Origin of the sequence: Micromonospora sp. CPM1 (genome assembly GCF_023896895.1) — a bacterium.
GTDB lineage: Bacteria > Actinomycetota > Actinomycetes > Mycobacteriales > Micromonosporaceae > Micromonospora > Micromonospora tulbaghiae.
This window is the reverse complement of record NZ_JAMHIU010000009.1, coordinates 139,238-160,320: the sequence shown is the minus strand read 5'-3', so window position 1 is coordinate 160,320 and position 21,083 is coordinate 139,238. Positions and strand designations below refer to the sequence as shown.

Below are 21,083 nucleotides of genomic sequence, written 5' to 3'. Positions count from 1 at the left end.
ACGCGGACTCCGAACTGGACGGCGTCAGCATCCCACCGCCGCGATGCCCACGAGCTGCAAGATCTCGGACAGATCAGCGGTTCAGGTGGGAGCGGATGAGGAAGCGCACGCCCTCCGGGGCCTCCAGGGAGAAGCCGCTGCCCCGGCCGGGCACCACGTCGACGGTGAGCCGGGTGTGCTGCCACAGCTCCCACTGGGCCTTCGACATCCAGAACTCCACCGGCTCGGGCACCCCGTCGACGGTGAGCGAGGCGAGGAGCACGTCCGAGCCGCCGGTGCGGAACTCACCGGCCGGGTAGCACATCGGGGCGCTGCCGTCGCAGCAGCCGCCGGACTGGTGGAACATCAGCGGGCCGTGCTGCCCCCGCAGCGACCGGATCAGGTCGGCCGCCGCAGGGGTCAGGGTCACCGGGTCAGCCATCAGAAGAAGCCCAGCTTCTTCGGCGAGTAGCTGACCAGCAGGTTCTTGGTCTGCTGGTAGTGCTCCAGCATCATCTTGTGGTTCTCCCGGCCGATGCCGGACTGCTTGTAGCCGCCGAACGCCGCGTGCGCCGGGTACGCGTGGTAGCAGTTCGTCCACACCCGGCCGGCCTGGATCGCCCGCCCGGCCCGGTACGCGGTGTTGAGGTCCCGGGTCCACACGCCCGCGCCGAGCCCGTACAGCGTGTCGTTGGCGATCTTCACGGCGTCGTCCAGGTCGGCGAACGAGGTCACCGAGACCACCGGGCCGAAGATCTCCTCCTGGAAGATCCGCATCGAGTTGTCGCCCTCGAAGATCGTCGGCTGGACGTAGTAGCCGCCGGACAGCTCGCCGCCGAGGTCGGCCCGCTCGCCGCCGGTCAGCACGCGAGCGCCCTCCTGCCGCCCGATGTCCAGGTAGGACAGGATCTTCTCCAGCTGGTCGTTGGAGGCCTGCGCGCCGACCATCGTGTCGGTGTCCAGCGGGTGCCCCTGCTTGACCGCCTTCGTCCGCTCGACGGCGGCGGCGAGGAAGTCGGAGTAGTGGCCCTGCTGGATGAGCGCCCGGGACGGGCAGGTGCACACCTCGCCCTGGTTGAGCGCGAACATGGTGAAGCCTTCCAGGGCCTTGTCCAGGAAGTCGTCGGAGGCGGCGCTGACGTCGTCGAAGAAGATGTTCGGGCTCTTGCCGCCCAGTTCCAGCGTCACCGGCTTGATGTTCTCGCTGGCGTACTGCATGATCAGCCGCCCGGTGGTGGTCTCGCCGGTGAACGCCACCTTCGCCACCCGCGACGAGGAGGCCAGCGGCTTGCCGGCCTCGACGCCGAAGCCGTTCACCACGTTGAGCACGCCGGCTGGCAGCAGGTCGCCGATCAGCGAGAGCAGGTAGTGGATCGAGGCGGGCGTCTGCTCGGCCGGCTTGAGCACCACCGCGTTGCCGGCGGCGAGCGCCGGGGCGAGCTTCCACACCGCCATGAGGATCGGGAAGTTCCACGGGATGATCTGCCCGACCACACCGAGCGGCTCGTGGAAGTGGTAGGCCACCGTGTCGTCGTCGAGTTCGCCGAGCGAGCCCTCCTGCGCCCGGATCGCCCCGGCGAAGTAGCGGAAGTGGTCGATCGCGAGCGGGATGTCGGCGGCGAGCGTCTCGCGTACCGGCTTGCCGTTCTCCCACGTCTCGGCGATCGCGAGGGACTCCAGGTTGTCCTGCATGCGGTCGGCGATCCGGTTGAGGATCAGCGAACGCTCGGCGACCGATGTGCGGCCCCACGCGTCGGCCGCGCCGTGCGCCGCGTCGAGCGCCTTCTCCACGTCCTCGGCGGTGCCCCGGGCCACCTCGCAGAAGGTCTGCCCGGTCACCGGGGTCGGGTTCTCGAAGTACTTGCCACCGTGCGGCTTCACGTACTCGCCGCCGATGTAGTGGTCGTAGCGGGACTGCCAGTGGGTGGGGGCGTCGTAGCGCGTCATGGGTACCTCCGCCGTCCGTCTGGGGTGGATGGCGGGCAGGCTAGTTTCCGCGACGTTGCAGGAACGTTGCGCGCGGCAGCGCGTACTCCTCGGCGAGCTGGCGGGCCCGCGCGAGGGCGAGCGGCCGGCGGGGCGCGCCCGGCGGCAGCGCCCGGGCCAGGGCCTGCCACGCGGCGAGGTCGTCGGCCCCCGCCGCCGTCGCGGTCCAGGCCGCGATCAGGCCCGGGTCGGCGCCGGCCAGCACCGCGGCGCGCAGCTGGCCGTCGACCAGGCGGCGCAGTCGCGCCACTCCCGGCGCGTCCGACCCGGGCAGCAAAGGCCCGGGGTACGCGCGCAGCGCCGCCGCCGGATCGCCACGTTCGAGCAGTTCGGTGACGGTACGGAAGTCGGCGCGCACAGCCGGCCGCAGCCGGTACGGGCGGGAGTCGAGCAACTCCTCGCCGAGTACGCGGCGCAGCCGGGACAGCTCGGCGCGCAACGTGACCGGGTGCCGCCTGTCGTCGCCGTACAGGTCGAGGCCGAGCTGTTCCCCGGTGCGCCCCTCGGGATGGTCGACGAGCAGCACCAGCAGTTCGCTGTGCCGCCGGCCGAGCCGGATGCGCCGGCCGCCGACGCGCAGCTCCGCCTCGTCGCGCCCGAGCGCCGACACGTACGCCACGTCCGGCGCGGCGGGCGCGGCCCCGGCCAGGAACGCCTCGGCGGCCCGGGCGGTCGCCCGCACCAGCGCGAGGCTCTGCGGGTTGGCCAGGTGGTCCCCGCCGGTGATGTCGACGGCGCCGAGCAGCGCGCCGCTGGCCGGGTCGTGGATCGGCGCGGCGGCGCAGGTCCAGCGCTGCACCGGCCGGACGAAGTGCTCGGTGGCGAAGATCTGCACGCCGTGGTCGACCGCGAGGGCGGTGCCGGGGGCGTTCGTGCCGGCGTGCGCCTCGTCCCAGCGGGCGCCCGGTACGAAGTTCATCCGCTCGGCGTGCCGCAGCACCCCGGGATGGCCCTCCACCCAGAGCAGCCGGCCGGCGGCGTCGCAGACCGCCATCAGGTGCGCGCCGTCCTGCGCGATGCCGCCGAGCAGGTCGCGGAAGAGCGGCATCACCCGGGCCAGCGGGTGCGCGGCGCGGTAGGTCTCCAGCGCGTCGTCGGTGAGGTCGACCGGTGCGGTGGCCTCCGGGTCGAGCAGCGCGGACCGCTCCCAGGAACGGGCGACCACGTCCCGGACGCCGCCGGTGGCGCCCCTGGTGAGGAACGCCTCGTGGGCGGCACCGACCTGCGCGATCCGTTCCGCCGGATCCGCGCCGAACTCCAGGGCGAGCCACGGGTCAGCCACCAGCGCCTCCTTCCACCCATCGTGACCCACCTCACCCCCGAGCGCCAATGCGTGATCCGGGTCACTTCAGCTGTGCTCGCGCCGCCCGAGGACCGGACGAACGGCCCAGACGGCTCTGCGCCGGTTGTCGCAGCCCGGCCCGCGTGGAGGATGGCTGCTGCGGACGCTTACGGAACCCTTAACTCCGGCCTGCGAAGGTGTGCCGGACAACGAGGGAAGACACGGGGGAGCGCAAGGGTGCGGGTGCTGGTGGCGGACGACGAGCGGCTCTTGGCGGACACGGTCGCCGAGGGGTTGCGGCGGTTCTCCATGGCGGTGGACGTCTGCTACGACGGCGACGGCGCGCTGGAACGGATCGGGGTCAACCGGTACGACGTGGCGGTGCTGGACCGGGACATGCCCGGCGCCACCGGCGACGAGGTGTGCCGGAGCCTGGCCGGGTCCGACGCCGGCACCCGCGTGCTGCTGCTCACCGCCGCCGCCGGCATCCGGGACCGGGTCGCCGGTCTCGGGCTGGGCGCCGACGACTACCTGACCAAGCCGTTCGCGTTCGCCGAGCTGGTGGCCCGGGTGCAGGCGCTGGGCCGCCGGTCCACCCCGGCGCTCCCCCCGGTGCTGGAGCGGCACGGCGTGGTGCTCGACGTGGCCCGGCACACCGCCACCCGGGACGGCCGCGCGCTCGGGCTGAGCCCGAAGGAGTTCGGCGTCCTGCACGTGCTGATGCGGGCCGGCGGCCGGGTGGTGAGCGCCGAGGAGCTGCTGGAACAGGCGTGGGACGAGTTCGCCGACCCGTTCACCAACGCGGTCCGGGTGACGGTGATGACCCTGCGCAAGAAGCTCGGCCAGCCGTCGGTCATCCACACCGTGCCGAAGGCCGGCTACCGGATCGGCGCGCCGGAGTGAGCCCCCGCCGTCGCATCCTGCTGGTCGGGGTCCTCGCCCTGCTCGCCGGGTTCTTCGTGCCCAACATGGTCAAGTCGCTGCTCGAACTGGTGTGGGGGCAGGCCCAGTGGTTCTGCGGCCTGGCCACGATCGGCGCGGTGTGCGAGCCGGGCCGTCCGTTCGTGCCGCTGCTGCCGCTGGTGACCCAGTTGCTGGTGCTGGTGGGCGCCGGATTCGCGGTGTGGGGTGCTGCCCGCTGGTGCCTGCGCCCGGTGCACGACCTGGCCGCCCCGATCGCGAACCTGGGGCCGCAGAACCTCGGCTACCGGATCCGCCGCGGCGGCCGGGACGAGCTGGCCGGGCTCAGCCGCGCGATCGACGACATGCTGGACCGGGTCACCGCCGGGTACGAGGGGCAGCGGCGGTTCGCCGCGAACGCCTCGCACGAGCTGCGTACGCCGCTCGCGGTGCAGCGCACGCTGATCGAGGTCGGCATGGCCCAGTCGCTCACCGGCGAGCAACTGGAACTGCTGACCGCCCAACTGCTCGCCACGAACGAACGCAACGAGCGGCTGATCGAAGGGCTGCTCGCGCTCAGCGAGAGCGACCAGGGCCTGCGGTCCTCCACTCCGCAACGCCTCGAACAGATCGTCACCGGGGTGCTGGCCGCGTACGCCGACCGGGCCGCCGAGGCCGGCGTGACAGTGGAGAGCCGGCTGTCGCCCCGGATCGTGACCGGCGAACGGGTACTGCTGGAACGCCTGGTCACGAACCTGGTGGAGAACGGCATCAAATACAACCGCGAGGGCGGACGGCTCGTCGTCACCGTCGGCGGCGACCCCGCGCTGACCGTCACCAACAGCGGGCAGAGCGTCCCCGCCGAAGCGGTCGACGGGCTGTTCGAGCCGTTCCGGCGCCTCGCCCGGGACCGGACCAACCAGGGCGGCGGTGCCGGGCTCGGCCTGGCCATCGCCCGCTCCATCACCCAGGCGCACGGCGGCATCATCGCCGCCCGCCCGGGTGAGGACGGCGGCCTGCGGGTCGACGTCCACCTGCCCTCCGTGGGCTGACATCTCACACACGACCTCCGGGAGCCGCGTCGCGGCGTCCCGCGATGACACCTGCCCGAGGACGGGACCGGCGGCACCGCCGCCCGCCCCGAAGACGGCCGAGAGGAGACCGCCGTGCCGACCCGCACCGAGGGGAACGCGCCGCCCGACGGCCGGGTGGTCTGGGCCGACGTGGCCAAGGGCGCCTGCATCGTGCTCGTGGTGCTCTGGCACGTCGTCGTCAAGGACTACCTGCGCATCGACTGGCGGGTCGGCCTGCCGGTGCCGGGCGCGTGGGGGCTGCTCGGCGAGCAGTTGCTGCCGCTGCGGATGCCGTTGTTCTTCGCGATCTCCGGCGTCTTCGCGGCGAACGCCGTGGCCCGCCCGTGGCGGGTGTCCGGGCGGCCCCGGATCGCCCGGAACCTCTACCTCTACGCGGTCTGGCTGCTCATCCACACCGCCCTGCTGGCGCCGGCGCCCGGTTTCCCGACCGACCGGGCCACCGACCCCGGTGAACTGCTGGCCCAGCTCACCGTGACGCCCTCGAACCTGTGGTACCTGTACGCGCTGGCGCTCTACTTCGCGATCGCGAAGGCGCTGCGCCGGGTGCACCCGGCGGTCCTGCTGACCGCCGCGGGCGCGCTGTCCGCGGTGGCCGCCACCGGGCTGCTGGACAGCCCCGGCAACCGGGGGCAGGTCTACCAGAACCTGGTGTTCTTCCTGGCCGGTGTGCACCTGCGGCCGTATCTCACGCGGTGGGCGGACGGCGCGAGCACCCGGCGGCTCGCCGGCACCGGCGCCGCGTACGCGGTCGGGCTGGCCGTCATGGCGTTCGCCGGTGCGCAGAGGTGGCCCGGCGTGTACCTGCTCGTCTCCGTGCTCGCTGTGGCGTTCGGGCTGACCGCCGCCGCCCGGCTGGCCCGGCACCGCGTGGCCGGTCCGGCACTGGCCCGGCTGGGCCGCCGCACGCTTCCCGTCTACGTGATCCACATGCCGGTGCTGGCGCTGCTGGACCGGCTGCTCGCCGCACCGGTGGCCGGGCTGGGCGGTCCCGCCCGGGCGCTGCTCGTGACCGTCTACCCGGTCCTGCTCACCGCGCTCGTGCTGGCACTGAGCCTCGCCGCGCACCGCTGCCTCACCGCGCTCGGCGCGCACCGGCTGTTCGACCTCCCGCGCCGCCGCGCCCACTCGAATCCCGAAGGAGAGACCATGTCCCGAATCGACGTGCCGGCGCTGCCGGAACGAACACATGTCGAGGAGGCCGCGCGCGCCCTGTCCGGCCGGGTGGTGCGTACTCCCGTGCTGCACAGCCCGGCGATCGACCGCCTGGCCGGCGCCCGCGTCCTGCTCAAGGCGGAGAACCTCCAGGACGGCGGCTCGTACAAGATGCGCGGCGCGATGCTGGCGGTGGGCCGGCTCGCCGCCGCCGGGCACACAGGTGTGGTCGCGCAGAGCACCGGCAACCACGCCGTCGCGGTGGCGCTCGCCGCGCGCCGGCACGGTCTCGCCGCCACTGTCGTGCTGCCGGTGGACGCCGCCCCGGTCAAGGTGGACCGGGCGCGGGCCGCGGGCGCCCGGGTGGTCCGCGCCGGCACCACTGTCGAGGAGCGCCTCGTCGTCGCCCGGCGGATCGGCGAGGTGGAGGGCCACCCGCTGGTCGACGCGTACGACCACCCGGACGTGGTGGCCGGGCAGGGCAGCGCGAGCCTGGAACTGATCGAGGAGGCGGCGCGGCGCGGCACACCGCTGGACGCGCTCGTGGTGCCGGTCGGCGGGGGCGGCGGCATCGCCGGTGCCTGCCTGGCGGCGGCCGGAACCCCGATCGAGGTGTACGGCGTGGAGCCGGCCGGGTGCGACTCGCTGGCGCGCAGCCTGGCCGCCGGCCGGCCCACCCCTGTCGCCCCGGCGCCGAGCCTGGCCGACGGACTCCGTCCCGGCTGCGTCGGCGACCTGCCGTTCGCGGTGGCCCGCACCGGCGTGCGCGGGGTGGTCCGGGTCGACGACGACGCGATCGTCGAGGCGTTCCGGCTGCTCCTGCTGGACCTCAAGGTGCTCGTCGAGCCGTCCGGCGCGGCCGGGCTGGCCGGTGCGCTGCGGCTGGGCGAGATGGTGCCCCGGCCGTCGGACGGCGGGCGGCGACTGACGGTCGGCGTGGTGCTGACCGGCGGAAACGTGGAAGCGGACCTGGTGGCCCGGCTGGCGGGCGACCGGATGACTGTGGGAGTGGCGGCATGAGGTCGACAGTGCGGATCGGTGTCCTGTTCGGAGGCCCGTCGGCGGAACACGAGGTCTCCTGCGCCTCGGCGCTCGGCGTGGCCCGCGCCCTCGCGGAGCAGGGGCACCGGGTGGTGGCGCTCGGCATCACGCGTACCGGCGGGATCCGGCTGCTGCCGGAGCCGGTGCTCGCGCAGCACCTCGGGACGGTGGCGGCCGGTCGGGCGATCGACGACCGCCTGCCGGTCACCGGCGAGGCGGTGGAGCTGCGGCGTGGGGCAGCCGCCGGCACTGTGGCGGTCAGCGCGGCCGACGCCCCGGCCACTGTGCACGCCGAACTGGACGTGGTGTTCCCGGTGCTGCACGGCCCGTACGGCGAGGACGGCGTGGTGCAGGGCCTGCTGGAATCGCTGGGTGTGCCGTACGTCGGGTGCGGCATCCTCGCCTCCGCCGTCGGCATGGACAAGGTGGCGATGAAGCGGGCGCTGCGCGCCGAGGACGTGCCGACCACGCCGTACGTCTGGTTCGACGAACCGACCTGGCGGGCCGCCGACGACCCGGAGAAGCTGGTGGTCGGGCTGCGCGGGCCGCTGTTCGTCAAGCCGGCCCGGATGGGCTCCTCGATCGGCATCTCCCGGGTCGCCGACGGCGACGACCTGGTGGCGGCCGTGGAGGAGGCGTTCCGGCACGACCACGTGGTGCTCATCGAGCAGGGCGTGACCGGCCGGGAGCTGGAGTGCGGCGTGCTCGGCGGCTGGCAGCCGGAGGCGTCGGCGGTCGGCGAGGTCCGGGTCGCGGGCGGCTGGTTCGACTACCGGCAGAAGTACTTCGGCGACGCCGACCCGATGATCGTCCCGGCGCCGCTGCCGGACGAGGTCACCGAGCGGATCCGCGAGCTGTCGGTGCGGGCGTTCACCGCGATCGGCGGCTGGGGCCTGGCCCGGGTCGACTTCCTCTACGACGAGGCCACCGGCGACCTGTTCGTCAACGAGCTGAACACGCTGCCCGGCTTCACCGCGCACTCGATGTACCCGAAGGTGTGGGCCGAGTCCGGCGTCGCGTACCCCGAGGTGGTGGACCGGCTCGTCGCGCTCGCCTTCACCCGGCACGCGGCCCGGCCGTCGCGAGAACACCCCGGGGGTACGCCGTGATCCTGCTCTCCGACCCCCGGGTCGCCGCGGTGTCCAGCCGGGACGACGGCGAACCCCTGGTGGACCTGCGCGAGGTGCCCGGGCTGCGGGTGGACGGGCGGGCCGCCGATCCCGCCGGGGCGTACGCCCGGGTGCGGCTCGGGGTCGCGGACCGGCTGCTGGCCGCGCAGCGCGCGCTGCCGGGCGGGCTGCGCCTGCTCGTGGTGGAGGGTTACCGGCCGTACCGGGCGCAGCTCGACATCTTCACCGGCTACCGGGACGAGCTGCGGCGGCGCCACCCGGACTGGCCGGCGGACCGGCTGCACCGGGAGACGACCAAGTTCGTCTCGCCGGTCGAGGTGGCCCCGCACAGCACCGGCGGAGCAGTCGACCTCACCCTGTGTGACGCCGACGGCGTGGAGCTGGACATGGGCACCGCGCTCGACGCCACCCCGGAGGAGAGCGCCGACGCCTGCTTCACCGCGGCCCGGCACATCCCGGTGAGCGCGTGGCGCAACCGGAACCTGCTGGTGGCGGCGCTGAGCGGAGCGGGATTGGTGAACTACCCGACGGAGTGGTGGCACTGGTCCTACGGCGATCGCTACTGGGCGCTGATGACCGGAGCGCCACACACCCGCTACGGTCCGGTGTAGTCCACGAGTCCGGGTGAACGGTCCGGCCCTCCCGTCCGTACCACGCGTCGAACGACAGCGACGACGGGAGAGAACGTGAGGGTGCAGCGTAAGCACGTGCTGGCGGCCACGGTGGCGGTGACCGCCACGGTGGCGGTCTCGGTGGGCACCGGACTGGGATTCGCGGACACCGCGCCGGCCGCGCGGTCGGTCTGCGCCGGGTCGGTGACCTTCTCGGCCGAGGGTGGGCCACCGGCCGCGACCAGCGACCGGTTCCCGGTGGGCACCCGGCTGCGGGTGACGAACCTGGACAACCGCAAGGTGGCCACTGTGACAGTGACCGGGCCGTCCGGGAGCTGCGTGCTGCTGAACGCCGCCGCCATGGACCTGGTACGCGAGCCGGGCAAGAACGTCATCCGCCGCAACGTGGTGGAACGCCTCGACGGCGCCGGCGCCCCGGCGTCCGGCGCGCAACCGGGGGAGACCCGCCCGGGCGCGGCGCAGCCGATCGGCGGCAGCGTCTGCTCCGGCGCGCTCACGTTCTTCGCCGAAGGCGGGGCACCCGCTGCCACCAGCGGCCAGTTCCCGCTCGGCACCCGGCTGCGGGTGACGAACCTGGACAACGACAAGGCCGTGACCGTGACCGTCACCGGACCGTCGGGCAGTTGCGTGCTGCTGAACACGGCGGCCATGGACGCGATCCGGGAACCCGGCAAGAACCTGGTCCGGCGCAACACCGTCGAGCTGATCCGCTGATCCTCCGGGCGGAACACCATGGGCCGGTCCTGGGGGAGATCGGGCCCATGGTGTTCCACGTCCGGGGTCAGCCGAAGGCGGCCGCCAGGATGTCCAGTCCCCGGCTCAGCTCGTCGTCGGAGATGACCAGCGGAGGCAGGAACCGCAGCACGTTGCCGTAGGTGCCGCAGGTCAGCGTGAGCAGCCCGGCCGCGTGGCAGGCAGCCGAGACCGCCGCCGTGGCGGCCGGGTCCGGGGTCAGCGTGCCCGGCCGCACGATCTCCACGGCGAGCATCGCGCCCCGGCCGCGTACCTCGGCCACGCGCGGGTCACCGGCGGCGATCGCGCGCAGCCGCTCACCCATCACCGCGCCGATCCGCCGCGCGGCGGCGGCCAGGTCCAGCTCCCGCATCGTCTCCATCGCCGCGAGCGCGGCGGCGCAGGCGATGGGGTTGCCGCCGTACGTGCCGCCGAGACCACCGACGTGCACCGCGTCCATCAGCTCCGCCCGGCCCGTGACGGCCGCCAGCGGCAGCCCGCCCGCGATGCCCTTGGCCAGCGTGATCAGATCCGGCTGCACGCCCTCGTGCGCGCAGGCGAACCAGTCGCCGGTGCGGCAGAAACCGGTCTGGATCTCGTCGGCGACGAACACCACCCCGGCCGCCGTCGCCCACTCGCGCAGCGCCGGCAGGAACCCCTCGGCGGGTACGACGAAACCGCCCTCGCCCTGGATCGGCTCGATCAGCAGCGCGGCCACGTTCTCCGCGCCCACCTGCTTCTCGATCATCTCGATCGACCGGGCCGCCGCGGTGGCGCCGTCCAGCCCGCCGTCGCGCAGCGGGTACGACATCGGCACCCGGTAGACCTCACCGGCGAACGGCCCGAACCGGTGCTTGTACGGCATGTTCTTCGCGGTCAGCGCCATGGTCAGGTTGGTCCGGCCGTGGTACGCGTGGTCGAACACCACCACCGCGGGCCGCCCGGTCGCGTGCCGGGCGATCTTCACCGCGTTCTCCACCGCCTCGGCGCCGGAGTTGAACAACGCCGAGCGCTTCTCGAAACCACCCGGGGTCAGCGCGTTGAGCTGCTCGCAGACCGCCACGTACGACTCGTACGGCGCGACCATGAAGCAGGTGTGGGTGAAGCGTTCGACCTGCGCGCGTACCGCCTCGACCACGCGCGGCGCGGAGTTGCCCACGTTGGTGACAGCGATGCCGGCCGCGAAGTCGATCCACTCCCGGCCGTCCACGTCGGTGATCGTGCCGCCGCCCGCCCGGTCCACGTACGCGGGAATCGTGCTGCCCACGCCCCGCGCCACCGCCTCCACCCGGCGCTTGTGCAACTCCTCGCTGGTCGCCATCGCCGATCAGCCCTCGATGTTGTGCATGACGTGCTTGACCCGGGTGTAGTCCTCCAGGCTGTAGACCGACAGGTCCTTGCCGTGGCCGGAGTGCTTGAAGCCGCCGTGCGGCATCTCCGAGACGAACGGGATGTGCGTGTTCACCCAGACGCAGCCGAAGTCCAGCCGCCGCGTCATCCGCATGGCCCGGCCGTGGTCGCGCGTCCACACCGAGGCGGACAGGCCGTAGTCGACGCCGTTCGCCCAGCGCACCGCCTCGTCCTCGTCGGAGAACCGCTGCACGGTGATGACCGGCCCGAACACCTCGTCCTGGATGATCTCGTCGGTCTGCCGTACGCCGGAGACCACAGTCGGGGCGTAGAAGAAGCCGCGCTCGCCCACCCGCGACCCGCCGGTGGTGACGTTCGCGTGGTCCGGCAGGCGGTCCACGAAGCCGCTCACCCGGGCGAGCTGGTTGGCGTTGTTCAGCGGGCCGTAGAGCACGTCGGCGTCGTCCGGCGCCCCGGTGCGGGTGTTACGGGCCTGCTCGGTCAGCGCGGCCACGAAGTCCTCGTGGATGCCCGGCCCGGTGAGCACCCGGGTCGCCGCCGTGCAGTCCTGACCCGCGTTGAAGTAGCCGCCCATCGCGATCGCCTCGGCCGCCGCCGCCAGATCCGCGTCGTCGAAGATCACCACCGGGGCCTTGCCGCCCAGCTCCAGGTGCGTCCGCTTCAGGTCCGGCGCCGCCGCGGCGGCGACCTCCATGCCCGCGCGGGTCGAGCCGGTGATCGACACGAGCTGCGGGGTCGGGTGGGAGACCAGCGTACGGCCGGTGTCGCGGTCGCCGCAGACCACGTTGAACACGCCCGGCGGCAGGTGCTCGGCGGCGATCTCGGCCAGCAGCAGCGTCGACACCGGCGTGGTGTCCGACGGCTTCAGCACCACCGCGTTACCGGCCGCCAGCGCCGGGGCGATCTTCCAGACCGCCATCATCAGCGGGTAGTTCCAGGGCGTCACCTGGGCGCAGACGCCGATCGGCTCGCGCCGCACGTACGAGGTGTGCCCGGCCATGTACTCGCCGGCCGAGCGCCCCTCCAGCAGGCGGGCCGCCCCGGCGAAGAAGCGCAGCTCGTCCACCGCCGGCGGCAGCTCCTCGTCGGCGGTGAGCTGCCGGGGCTTGCCGGTGTTGCGGACCTCCGCGTCGACCAGCTCGGCGGCCCGCGACTCCACCGCGTCGGCGAACTTCAGCAGCGCCCGCTGCCGCTCGGCCGGCGTGGTGTCCCGCCAGGTCTCGAACGCGGCGGCGGCGGCCTTCATCGCCGCGTCCACGTCCGCCGCGCCGGAGACCGGGGCCTGGGCGAAGACCTCGCCCGTGCACGGGTCGATCAGGTCGGCGTAGCCGCCGTCCACCGGGTCGACGTACTCGCCGTTGACGAAGTTGCGCAGCTGCTGCTGGTCGCTCATCAGAAGTCTCCGAGAGGGTGGCCGGGGAGAGGGTTAGCGGAGGTTATCGCAATCTGACTGCCATCTTGGCTACTAAATCCGAGGCAGACAAGGGTTTGAGCAACTGTTTCCGCGTGGGCGCCTGTGGTCTAGGCTGCCCGTCGTGGAGCCGAGAGCCTTCTACGTCGCCGGTCGCCCCGCCCACGGCGAGGACGAGCTGACAGTCACCCACCCGTACGACGGGCAGCCGGTGGGGCGTACCACGCTCGCCACGGCCGACCAGGTCGAAGCCGCCGTCGCGGGCGCCGCCCGGGTGGCCGCGGAGGCCGCGGCCCTGCCCGCGCACGCCCGCGCGGCGGCCCTGGAACACGTCTCCCGGCGGCTCGCCGAGCGGGCCGACGAGGTCGCCGCGCTGATCACCGCCGAGAACGGCAAGCCGGTCAAGTGGGCGAAGGCCGAGGTGGGGCGCGCGGTCTCCACGTTCCGCTGGGCCGCCGAGGAGGCCCGCCGCTTCTCCGGCGAGCTGCAACGGCTCGACACCGACCCCGCCGCCACCGGGCGGATCGCCCTGGTCCGGCGCGTGCCGCGCGGGCCGGTGCTCGGCATCACCCCGTTCAACTTCCCGCTCAACCTGGTCGCCCACAAGGTCGCCCCGGCGCTCGCCGTCGGCACCCCGATCGTGGTCAAGCCCGCACCGGCCACCCCGCTCACCGCGCTGCTGCTCGGCGAGATCCTCGCCGAGACCGACCTGCCCGAGGGCATGTTCTCCGTGCTGCCGCTACCGAACGAGCGCGCCGCCGAACTGGTCACCGACCTGCGGCTGCCGGTGGTGTCGTTCACCGGCTCCGGCCCGGTCGGCGCGGCCATCCGCCGGGCCGCGCCGGACAAGCACGTCACGCTGGAACTCGGCGGCAACGCCGCCGCGGTGATCTGCGAGGACTGGGCGGCGGACGAGGACCTGACCTTCGCCGCGCACCGCATCGCCACGTTCTCCAACTACCAGGCCGGGCAGTCGTGCATCGCGGTGCAGCGGGTCTACGTGCACGAATGGCTCTACGACGGCTTCCTGCCCCGGCTCGTCGCGGCGGTGCAGGCGCTGCGCACCGGCGACCCGCGATCCGAGTCGACCGACGTCGGCCCGCTGGTGTCGGTCGACGCGGCGCAGCGCGTCGAGACCTGGGTGGACGAGGCGGTCGCCGCCGGCGCGGTCATCGAGACCGGCGGTCGGCGCGACGGCGCGACCTACCCGCCCACTGTGCTCAGCGGCGTTCCGGCCGACGCGAAGGTGTGCGCCGAGGAGGTGTTCGGGCCGGTGCTGGTGGTCGCCCCGGTCGCGGACGACCGGGCCGCGTTCGCCGCCGTCAACGACTCCGCGTACGGGCTCCAGGCCGGCGTCTTCACCCACCGGCTCGACGTGGCGTTCGACGCCGCGCGCACGCTCGAAGTGGGCGGCGTGATCGTCGGGGACGTGCCGTCGTACCGGGCCGACCAGATGCCGTACGGCGGCACGAAGGGCTCCGGCGTCGGGCGCGAGGGGCTGCGCAGCGCGATGGACGACTACACCGAGCCGCGTGTCACGGTGCTGACCGGCGTGGCCCTCTGATCACTCGTACTCGGCTCGCTCGCCTTCGGCTCACCAGGTGCCGTCGTCGCGGACCCGGGCGGGGGCGCGGCCGAGCAGCAGGGTGGTGAGGGCGGTGTCGATGTCGGCGCCGAGGAACCACTCGCCGGCCTGGTCGAGGGCGAAGATCCGGCCGTGCTCGTCGACCGCGAGGATGCTCTCCTGACGTTCGCTGCCGAGCGGGAAGAGGCGGGCACCCAGGACGGCGGCGAAGTCGGCGAGAGAGTCGGCGGTGTGTGCGGCCCGCAGCGGATTCGTGGTGAACCGGCTGATCCAGACCTGCTCCCCGGGCCCGCGCCGTCGGCTCAGGACGGCCGGGAACGCGGTGAGCGCCGCCTCGGCGGCGGGGAACGCCTCGTGCCGGTGATGCTGGCCCGCGATCGCCTTCGTCTCGGTCATCGCGCCCATCGCGAGTGCCTCGTTGAACATGCTGATCTGCCAGCCGCCGTCCATGAGGGCGTGGGCGACCTCGTCCGGGAAACGCCCAGGTTCGATGACCTCGCACGGCTCCGGTCGCCATTCCTCCACGAAGGCGAGGTCGGACCACGGCAGCACCGCGAACCGCACCAGGAACCGGACGCACGAGTCACAGGGAAGATCTGCTTGCCCGCCCTGAGGATCGCCCGGTTCGCGACTGCGATAGACCTCGATCCGGCTGGTGCCGAGCAGGTCACGCGCGTCCTCGATGGACAGCGGCGGCAGACCGTCGGCGGCGCGGCGGTGGTCGTGCTCGTAGAGCGCGTCGGAGACGACGATCATCTCGGCGTGCCGCTCGCCGCCGCGTACCAGATGCCCTGCGGGCAGCTCGTCCAGATAGGACTGGACCAGCGGGTGGTGACGCACCTCGACGTCGCCCTTCGCGCCATGCGCTACGTGCTGCCGGCCGTCGAGCGTGAGGTGCGCCGCCGCGCCGGGCGTGGGCAGGCGGGTCAGCTCACGCAGCAACTGGGCGGCCGGATCGACGGTACGCGGCGCACGCGGCTCGGCCGGACGCCGCTGCCGGTACATCCGCTCGACCGCCGCCGCCGGCACCCGGGGCCAGGTGGACACCTCGCCGGTCTCCTTGTCGATGACGGTGGTCGGCAGGTCGCCGGGTAGCGCGCGGGCCTCGGTGGACACGATGGAACTCACCACGTAGCCCAGGTCGAACTCCTCGACCTCCGGCGTGCACGGAAAACCGAGACGGTCGGAGTCCCGCCGGGCCCACACGGAGGCGATCTGCTCGGCCTGCTGTCGCTCGATCACCACCTGAAATTACCGGACCCCACGGATTTCGTGGCACCCGGTATGGTCGGCCCTACCCACGGTGACGGAAGGGGAGCGACGGTGGCCGAGAGTGCGGACCGGGATGCGAACCGTGCACTACGCGCGCGATTCGACGAGGTGTACGGCCAATACCAGCGCTTGCGGTCCGGTCTGGACGAACTCCAGACAAAGCTGGCCGAGCTGCGCGTCACCGAACGCTCCGACGACGGCCAGGTGACCGCCGTCGTCGGCGCGCGGGGCGAGCTGATCAGCGTCGAGGTGAGCCCGGCGGCGTTCCACGACCGGGACGCCCGTGCGCTGAGCCGGAAGATCACCGAGACCGTGCTGCGCGCCTCCACCGCGGCGACCACCGCCACCCGCGAGCTGGTGTCCGGCTACCTGCCGCCGGGTTCGCCGTCGGTCGAGTTCCTGCGTACCAATGACTTCGGCGCGCTGCTCGGCCGGGCCGACTCCGTGCTGGCCCGCGGCGAGTGACAGGTGGCCGGGGAGAGATCTGGCTGGACCCGGACCGGGCCCGGCGCGGCGGCGCTGACCTGGCGCTGTCGGGGCGGGCGGTGAGCGCGGCCCGGCGGGAGACGGGCGAGCCGATCGCCGCCGCCGGCGCCCAGCGGCCCTGGGGCCGGGACGACATCGGCGCCGCGTTCGACAAGCACTACCAGGGTTACGCCGAGACGCTGCTGCGCGCGTGGGAGCTTCTCGGCCGGTCGCTGGAGGTGCTCGGGTCGGACGTCGTCCGCTCGGTCACGGCCACAGTGGAGACGGACCTCAGCAACGCCCGTGACCTCGGGACGATCCCACAGCAAGGGCACAACCCCCATCGGCCCCGGCGCTGACCACCGGAGGACCCGCGCGTGAGCATGCTGCCCAGCCCGATCCCGCACCCGCTCGACTTCTGCCCATGGGACCTGCCCGGCTGGATCTACGAGGCGCTCGACTGGGCGGTCGGCGTCGAATGGCCGGAGGGCAACGAGCGCGCCGTCTGGGATCTGGCCGACCAGTGGTACGGCGTGGCAGGCGTCCTGACCCGCCCGCGCGACGACGCGGTCACCGCCGCCGGTGAGGTGAAGAGCGGGTACGGGGGAGTCGGCCTGGTCGCCGGCGCGTTCGACACGGCTTGGCACAAGCTCGCCGAGGGTGAGGACGCGCCGCTGCACGTCCTCGTCGCGGCCACCGACGAGCTGGCGCGGCTGGTCGACTCCTGCGGCTGCGACATCGAGGGCGCGAAGCTCGAAGCCTGGATCGAGCTGGGCATCCTGGTCATCGAGTTGCTGTCCCTGGCGGTCGCCACAGTGCTCACCCTGGGCGCCGCCTCACCGGCGGCGGCCGCCGCGATCACCGCCACGCGGGTGGTGGTGCAGCAGATCTTCAAGCGGCTGGTGGCCCAGCTCGCCCGCAAGGCGGTCAAGCAGGGCCTCAAGGAGGCTGGCGAACGGGCCGCGAAGGAGGTGGCCAAGTCCGGTGTCCGCACGCTGGCCCGGCGGGCCGCGATCGGCGGGCTGCTGGAGGCCGGTCAGGAGGCCGGCACCAGCCTAGGCACGCAGGCGTACCAGAACTCCACCGGCCGGCGGGACGGCCTCGACCTGACCGACGTGAGCACGTCGGCGCTCGGCGGATTCGCCGGCGGCGCGGTCGCGCCGCTGGCCGGGCTGGGCCGGCACGCCAACGGCCGGTTCGCGGAGGTCGGCGAGCGGTTCGGGCGGGAGATGGCCGGAGAGACGCTCGCCGAGACCGCGGCCGGTCTGGCGACCGGCCAGGGCCCGTCGCTGGAGGACCTGGCGCGCGCGGCTGCCTCCGGCGCGACCGGCTCCGCCACCAACCAGGCGGACTCGGCTCTGCAACGCCGCCTCGACGGGCAGCTGAGCGGGTTGACCGTGTCGCCGGTCGGCCTGGACGCGCCGGTCGCCGCCGATCCCGTCGGGCTGATCCCGGCCCAGCGGGCCCCCGAGCCGATCGTCCAGAGCGGCGGCGACACGATGGCGGGGGTCGTTCCCACGCCACCCACGCTCGTCACGCCTCAGCCCGCGAACTCGCACCCGCTCGCCGTGGACCTGCCCCGCCCGACGCCGGAGTCCATGGCGACGCCGCCGCTCAGCGATGCCATCCCGCACGACGTGGCACGTCCGACGGTCGCCACCAGCCCCACGTTGTCCTCGGTGATCACGGACGCGCCCGTCGCCACGCCCCCGTCGACCGGGCCCGGAGTCCACAGCGGCACGGGCCCGGTGGCGACGCCGATCGACCACCCCACGCCGTCCTCGACCAACCCGATTCAGGCGGCAGCCGCACCGGCGACACTCCCTGCACCGCCTGCCGACCACCCGCAGAGCGCGGCGCCACCAACGGCGGACCGCGCCGTCCCCGTCAGCAATGGAGGTCATGCGGGACCGCCTCCGGTCTCACCGGTCAGCCCGCAGACGGGGCCGCATCCGGGAGCGCCGGCGGTCGGGCCCGAGCCCCGACCGGGGCCGAACCCCCGTTTTCCGCTGCTGGAGTCCTTGGCTCCGCATCGCCCTCCTACCGACTCCCCGGGGCCCCACCCGGGCCCGCCCCATGTCCAGGGGTGGTCCCGTGAGACCGCTGAGCAGCGCGCCGCGCGGCTGAAGGCCGATCGGGAGGGTCTGGACCGGCGGCGCTACCAGGGCTATCTGCAGTCCCAACGTGCCTTGCACGAGGAGAACAGACGGGAGGCGCAGATCAGGGAGCTGCGTGATCTCGCCGAACAGCATTACGAGGCCGCGCGTTGGCTCATCATGCAGGCCCACGAACTGCGCCAAGCCGGACGGCACGAGCTCGCCGACCGGCACGTGTGGGAGGGTCGGCGGCGAGAACGCCTGCACTATCGAGCCGTCGACGAGGTGGAGGCGGTCCGTGCCGGCCAGCGTCTGCCGCGCGAGGTGATGGTCGAGGACGACCTCGACTTCTACCGCATCAACGACGACGTGGCCGACCTGGCCGTCGGCGCGGTGGAGACGGCCGACCACTCGGCGCTCACCGGTCACGGGCACCCCGAGCCGATCGACAGATCCCGGCCCTACGGCCGCAGGGGAGGGCTCCGGCCTCCGCTGGCGCTGCACCAGACCGACCTCGAACGGCAGATGCCCCGCAACCCGGACGGCAGCGTGACGCGTACCGCCGATCCCCGGCGCGGCGGCTGGTTCCGCCTCGCGAACGACGGCGGCCCGGCGGCCGACGCGACCCGGGGGATCAACTGCCTCGACTGCACGCTGTCGCTGTTCGAGACCTGGGTCCACGGACGACCACGAGTCGCGGCGCCGCGTACGTTCGACGGCTATCTGCACGGCGACGTGAACCGGCCGGTGGGCGGCGAGGCGGACGGACCGCTTCGCGTCGAGCAGACGACCGGCGGCCGGTTCCAGAACCTCTGCCCGCCGGACCGGCCCGGTGTCACCGGCCGGGAGCGTCAGCTGTTGGTGGACGGCGGTTACCGCGACCTGTACGCGCAGCTCGCGTCGGGTGGCCACGGCAGCTACGCGTTCCTCATCACCAGCTTCGAAGGCGGCGGCTCACACGCGTGGGTGGCGTTGAACCAGAACGGCACGATCCTCTTCCTCGACCCGCAGACGGGACTGGTAGCGGACCGGCCGATCTACCACCACAGCGGCCGTCCGGCAGCCGGCAACGTGGTCGGCGTCGACGCGCTGGTGCTCGGCCCCGACGGGCGGCCGATGCCGCTCACCGGCCGCCCGCCCGGCACCTACAACGTCCTGCCCGAGCCGCTACCCCGTCCGGCGCCGCCACGGCCGCCGGCCCCGCCGCCGATCGCCGACGGCCACGTCCCGGACTTCAACCACGTCCACCTGCTCGGCGAGTCCACCACCATCCACCGCCGAACTGACGGACCGCTGCCGGGCAGCGCGCCGCCCGTCGAGCCGGAACCCGACCGGGTACGCCAGGATCACCGGCAGGCGCACGCCGACCGGATCGCCGCCGGGCTCTACGTGCGCGACGCGCTCGCGCAGAGCGGGAACCTCGACGCCGCCTTCGCCGCCGGGGTGACGCCCGTCGAGCTGGCGCAGCACGCCGACGTGCCGACGCTACGGCGGCTCGTACCCGGGCTGGACGAGGACGCCGCGGCCGACCTCACCCGGTTGTTCGCCGACCCGCGCGTCCAGCGGATGCTCGACCAGAGCTGGGAGGCTCCGCCGCGACGGGAGGAGTTGCTGGCCGAGACGTTGGTGCGGCAGCTCGCGGAGCGGCCCGACCTGGTCCGGATGCTCCTGGCGACACCGGAACTCGCCAACTCGCTGACCGCCCGGCCGCTGACCCTGCACCACCTGGCCACCCACCAGCAGGCCATCGACGTGCTCGGCGAGGTCATGAACGACATTGCCATCCGCGGGGCCGAGGCGGTGATCGCTCCGAAGCCACTGAAGCCCCACCCGACGCCGATCAGCGAAGAGCAGCGGGAACTCGGCGAGCGAGTTGCGAGGCGCGGCCAACGGCGGTTGCAGCTCGGATTCGACAGAGCCCGACGAGATGACGAGGTGTATTGCCTCGCCTACATCGATCGGCTGTACGCGGACGCGGCGGCAGCCCAACCGGAGTTGAATACGCTTGCTGTTGCGCTGGCTGGCGACCAAGGCAGCCCTGATTGGAGGAAGGAACCCAAGAATCGGGACCGTGTACTGGACAAGCTGATCGAGTACGAGAACGACGCGTCCAAGCTCAAGGACTTGGCGGGCGCCAGAGTGCAATTCGACACTCTCGATGCTGTCTACCAGGCACTCGGACGGCTGGCAGCCGACCCGGATGTGGTGATCCTCCATATCAAGGACCGGTTCCTCGATCCACAGGACAGCGGCTACCGGGACCTCTTACTCAATCTTCGGATGTCGAACGGCCACATGGCAGAACTTCGACTGCAGCTCGCTGCAGTCGAGGAGGTCGCGGAATGGGAGCATGCGCTGTACGAAATCCGACGCGACCTAGAAGCGCTGTCCGAGAGTGAAGGCCGGCCGTTGACACAGACAGAACGCGCCATCCGCGACGGACTCCTCCGGCGAGCGCAGAGCGCCTACTGGAGCAGAGCGCAGGAGAGCATCGGGGAGGTGCCGCCGCAGTGAGGCCGGTGGAGGGCTTGACGCTGCCCAAGTTCTTCAACTATTACGACTCTCCCGTGAAGTTGGTCGCGACCGCAGACGGGGGCGTGGCCGGCTGGAGGCTGGCCAAGGACACTGGGGGCTGGCGTGAGGCCAACAACCTCATCGACAAGGTGCTGTTCGGGGGCGGCGACGAGATCTATGAGGTCTCTCCGGAAGAGTTCGTCCAACTCACCGAGCTTGAGAGAAGCCTCTACCTCCAGGGCGACGGGCCGATCTTCGCTCTCTACGAGACCGTCCGGGCGATCGAGGACACGCTCCAGCAGGAACGCCGGTACCCGACTCCCCAGGAGCAGGCGCTGATCCGGGGAGTCCGGCGGCGGACCTTCGTGATGTTCGAGGAGCAGCTCCAACAGGCCGGCGATCCCGCCGCCGACCCCACCATCGCCTCCACCGCCTCCTGAC

At 72.9% G+C, this 21,083-nt stretch carries 17 protein-coding genes; 11 read left to right on the top strand and 6 right to left on the bottom strand.

Annotated features, from left to right (window positions below; all coding sequences use genetic code 11):
* Positions 1 to 73: 73 nt before the first annotated feature.
* From M8C11_RS13520 to M8C11_RS13510, 3 genes are read right to left on the bottom strand one after another with little or no spacing between them, the layout of a single operon-like run.
* Positions 74 to 421 (bottom strand): DUF779 domain-containing protein, encoded by a 348-nt coding sequence (locus tag M8C11_RS13520; protein ID WP_121685212.1) that lies wholly within the window; start codon positions 419 to 421, stop codon positions 74 to 76.
* Positions 421 to 1,926 (bottom strand): aldehyde dehydrogenase, encoded by a 1,506-nt coding sequence (gene adh / locus M8C11_RS13515; protein ID WP_252449777.1) that lies wholly within the window; start codon positions 1,924 to 1,926, stop codon positions 421 to 423. The genes M8C11_RS13520 and adh overlap by 1 nt, the downstream gene beginning before the upstream one ends.
* A gap of 40 nt (positions 1,927 to 1,966) precedes the next feature.
* Positions 1,967 to 3,247 carry a transcriptional regulator gene (locus tag M8C11_RS13510; protein WP_252449776.1) on the bottom strand — a complete coding sequence of 427 codons (1,281 nt, stop codon included), beginning with the start codon at positions 3,245 to 3,247 and terminating at the stop codon, positions 1,967 to 1,969.
* 237 nt (positions 3,248 to 3,484) lie between these two features.
* Between M8C11_RS13510 and M8C11_RS13505 the strand changes: the two genes are divergently transcribed.
* The 6 genes from M8C11_RS13505 to M8C11_RS13480 all read left to right on the top strand — a co-directional run bounded on the left by M8C11_RS13505 (position 3,485) and on the right by M8C11_RS13480 (position 9,910).
* Positions 3,485 to 4,150 (top strand): response regulator transcription factor, encoded by a 666-nt coding sequence (locus M8C11_RS13505; RefSeq protein WP_120571538.1) that lies wholly within the window; start codon positions 3,485 to 3,487, stop codon positions 4,148 to 4,150.
* Positions 4,147 to 5,199 (top strand): HAMP domain-containing sensor histidine kinase, encoded by a 1,053-nt coding sequence (locus tag M8C11_RS13500; protein WP_252449775.1) that lies wholly within the window; start codon positions 4,147 to 4,149, stop codon positions 5,197 to 5,199. Before M8C11_RS13505 ends, M8C11_RS13500 begins: the two co-directional genes overlap by 4 nt.
* Before the next feature lie 114 nt (positions 5,200 to 5,313).
* Positions 5,314 to 7,413, top strand: coding sequence for a pyridoxal-phosphate dependent enzyme (locus M8C11_RS13495; protein ID WP_252449774.1), 2,100 nt, complete (start codon positions 5,314 to 5,316; stop codon positions 7,411 to 7,413).
* On the top strand, positions 7,410 to 8,543 hold the full coding sequence (locus M8C11_RS13490) for a D-alanine--D-alanine ligase family protein (RefSeq protein ID WP_252449773.1): 1,134 nt from the start codon (positions 7,410 to 7,412) through the stop codon (positions 8,541 to 8,543). Before M8C11_RS13495 ends, M8C11_RS13490 begins: the two co-directional genes overlap by 4 nt.
* On the top strand, positions 8,540 to 9,175 hold the full coding sequence (locus M8C11_RS13485) for a M15 family metallopeptidase (protein ID WP_252449772.1): 636 nt from the start codon (positions 8,540 to 8,542) through the stop codon (positions 9,173 to 9,175). The genes M8C11_RS13490 and M8C11_RS13485 overlap by 4 nt, the downstream gene beginning before the upstream one ends.
* A 75-nt stretch (positions 9,176 to 9,250) precedes the next feature.
* Complete coding sequence (locus M8C11_RS13480) at positions 9,251 to 9,910, top strand: septal ring lytic transglycosylase RlpA family protein (protein ID WP_252449771.1); 660 nt, start codon at positions 9,251 to 9,253, stop codon at positions 9,908 to 9,910.
* A gap of 67 nt (positions 9,911 to 9,977) precedes the next feature.
* Here M8C11_RS13480 and gabT read toward each other — a convergent pair whose 3' ends face one another.
* Both gabT and M8C11_RS13470 read right to left on the bottom strand, forming a co-directional pair.
* The gene (gabT, locus tag M8C11_RS13475; protein WP_252449770.1) at positions 9,978 to 11,249 is read right to left on the bottom strand and encodes a 4-aminobutyrate--2-oxoglutarate transaminase; all 1,272 of its coding nucleotides are present in this window, start codon (positions 11,247 to 11,249) and stop codon (positions 9,978 to 9,980) included.
* 6 nt (positions 11,250 to 11,255) lie between these two features.
* The gene (locus M8C11_RS13470) at positions 11,256 to 12,692 is read right to left on the bottom strand and encodes a gamma-aminobutyraldehyde dehydrogenase (protein WP_252449769.1); all 1,437 of its coding nucleotides are present in this window, start codon (positions 12,690 to 12,692) and stop codon (positions 11,256 to 11,258) included.
* Positions 12,693 to 12,834: 142 nt separating this feature from the next.
* On the opposite strand from M8C11_RS13470, the gene M8C11_RS13465 reads away from it, so the two are divergent.
* Positions 12,835 to 14,274: an aldehyde dehydrogenase family protein gene (locus M8C11_RS13465; RefSeq protein WP_252449768.1), complete on the top strand. Its 1,440-nt coding sequence runs from the start codon at positions 12,835 to 12,837 to the stop codon at positions 14,272 to 14,274.
* 30 nt (positions 14,275 to 14,304) lie between these two features.
* Here M8C11_RS13465 and M8C11_RS13460 read toward each other — a convergent pair whose 3' ends face one another.
* A complete protein-coding gene (locus M8C11_RS13460; RefSeq protein ID WP_374668089.1) occupies positions 14,305 to 15,540 on the bottom strand; it encodes an SUKH-3 domain-containing protein in 1,236 nt (411 codons plus the stop codon).
* 156 nt (positions 15,541 to 15,696) lie between these two features.
* On the opposite strand from M8C11_RS13460, the gene M8C11_RS13455 reads away from it, so the two are divergent.
* The 4 genes from M8C11_RS13455 (at position 15,697) to M8C11_RS13440 (ending at position 21,082) form a co-directional block, all read left to right on the top strand.
* A complete protein-coding gene (locus M8C11_RS13455; protein WP_252449766.1) occupies positions 15,697 to 16,032 on the top strand; it encodes a YbaB/EbfC family nucleoid-associated protein in 336 nt (111 codons plus the stop codon).
* On the top strand, positions 16,029 to 16,391 hold the full coding sequence (locus tag M8C11_RS13450; protein ID WP_252449765.1) for a hypothetical protein: 363 nt from the start codon (positions 16,029 to 16,031) through the stop codon (positions 16,389 to 16,391). The genes M8C11_RS13455 and M8C11_RS13450 overlap by 4 nt, the downstream gene beginning before the upstream one ends.
* A gap of 174 nt (positions 16,392 to 16,565) precedes the next feature.
* Complete coding sequence (locus M8C11_RS13445; protein ID WP_252449764.1) at positions 16,566 to 20,642, top strand: toxin glutamine deamidase domain-containing protein; 4,077 nt, start codon at positions 16,566 to 16,568, stop codon at positions 20,640 to 20,642.
* A complete protein-coding gene (locus M8C11_RS13440) occupies positions 20,639 to 21,082 on the top strand; it encodes a hypothetical protein (protein ID WP_252449763.1) in 444 nt (147 codons plus the stop codon). The genes M8C11_RS13445 and M8C11_RS13440 overlap by 4 nt, the downstream gene beginning before the upstream one ends.
* Position 21,083: the final 1 nt, after the last annotated feature.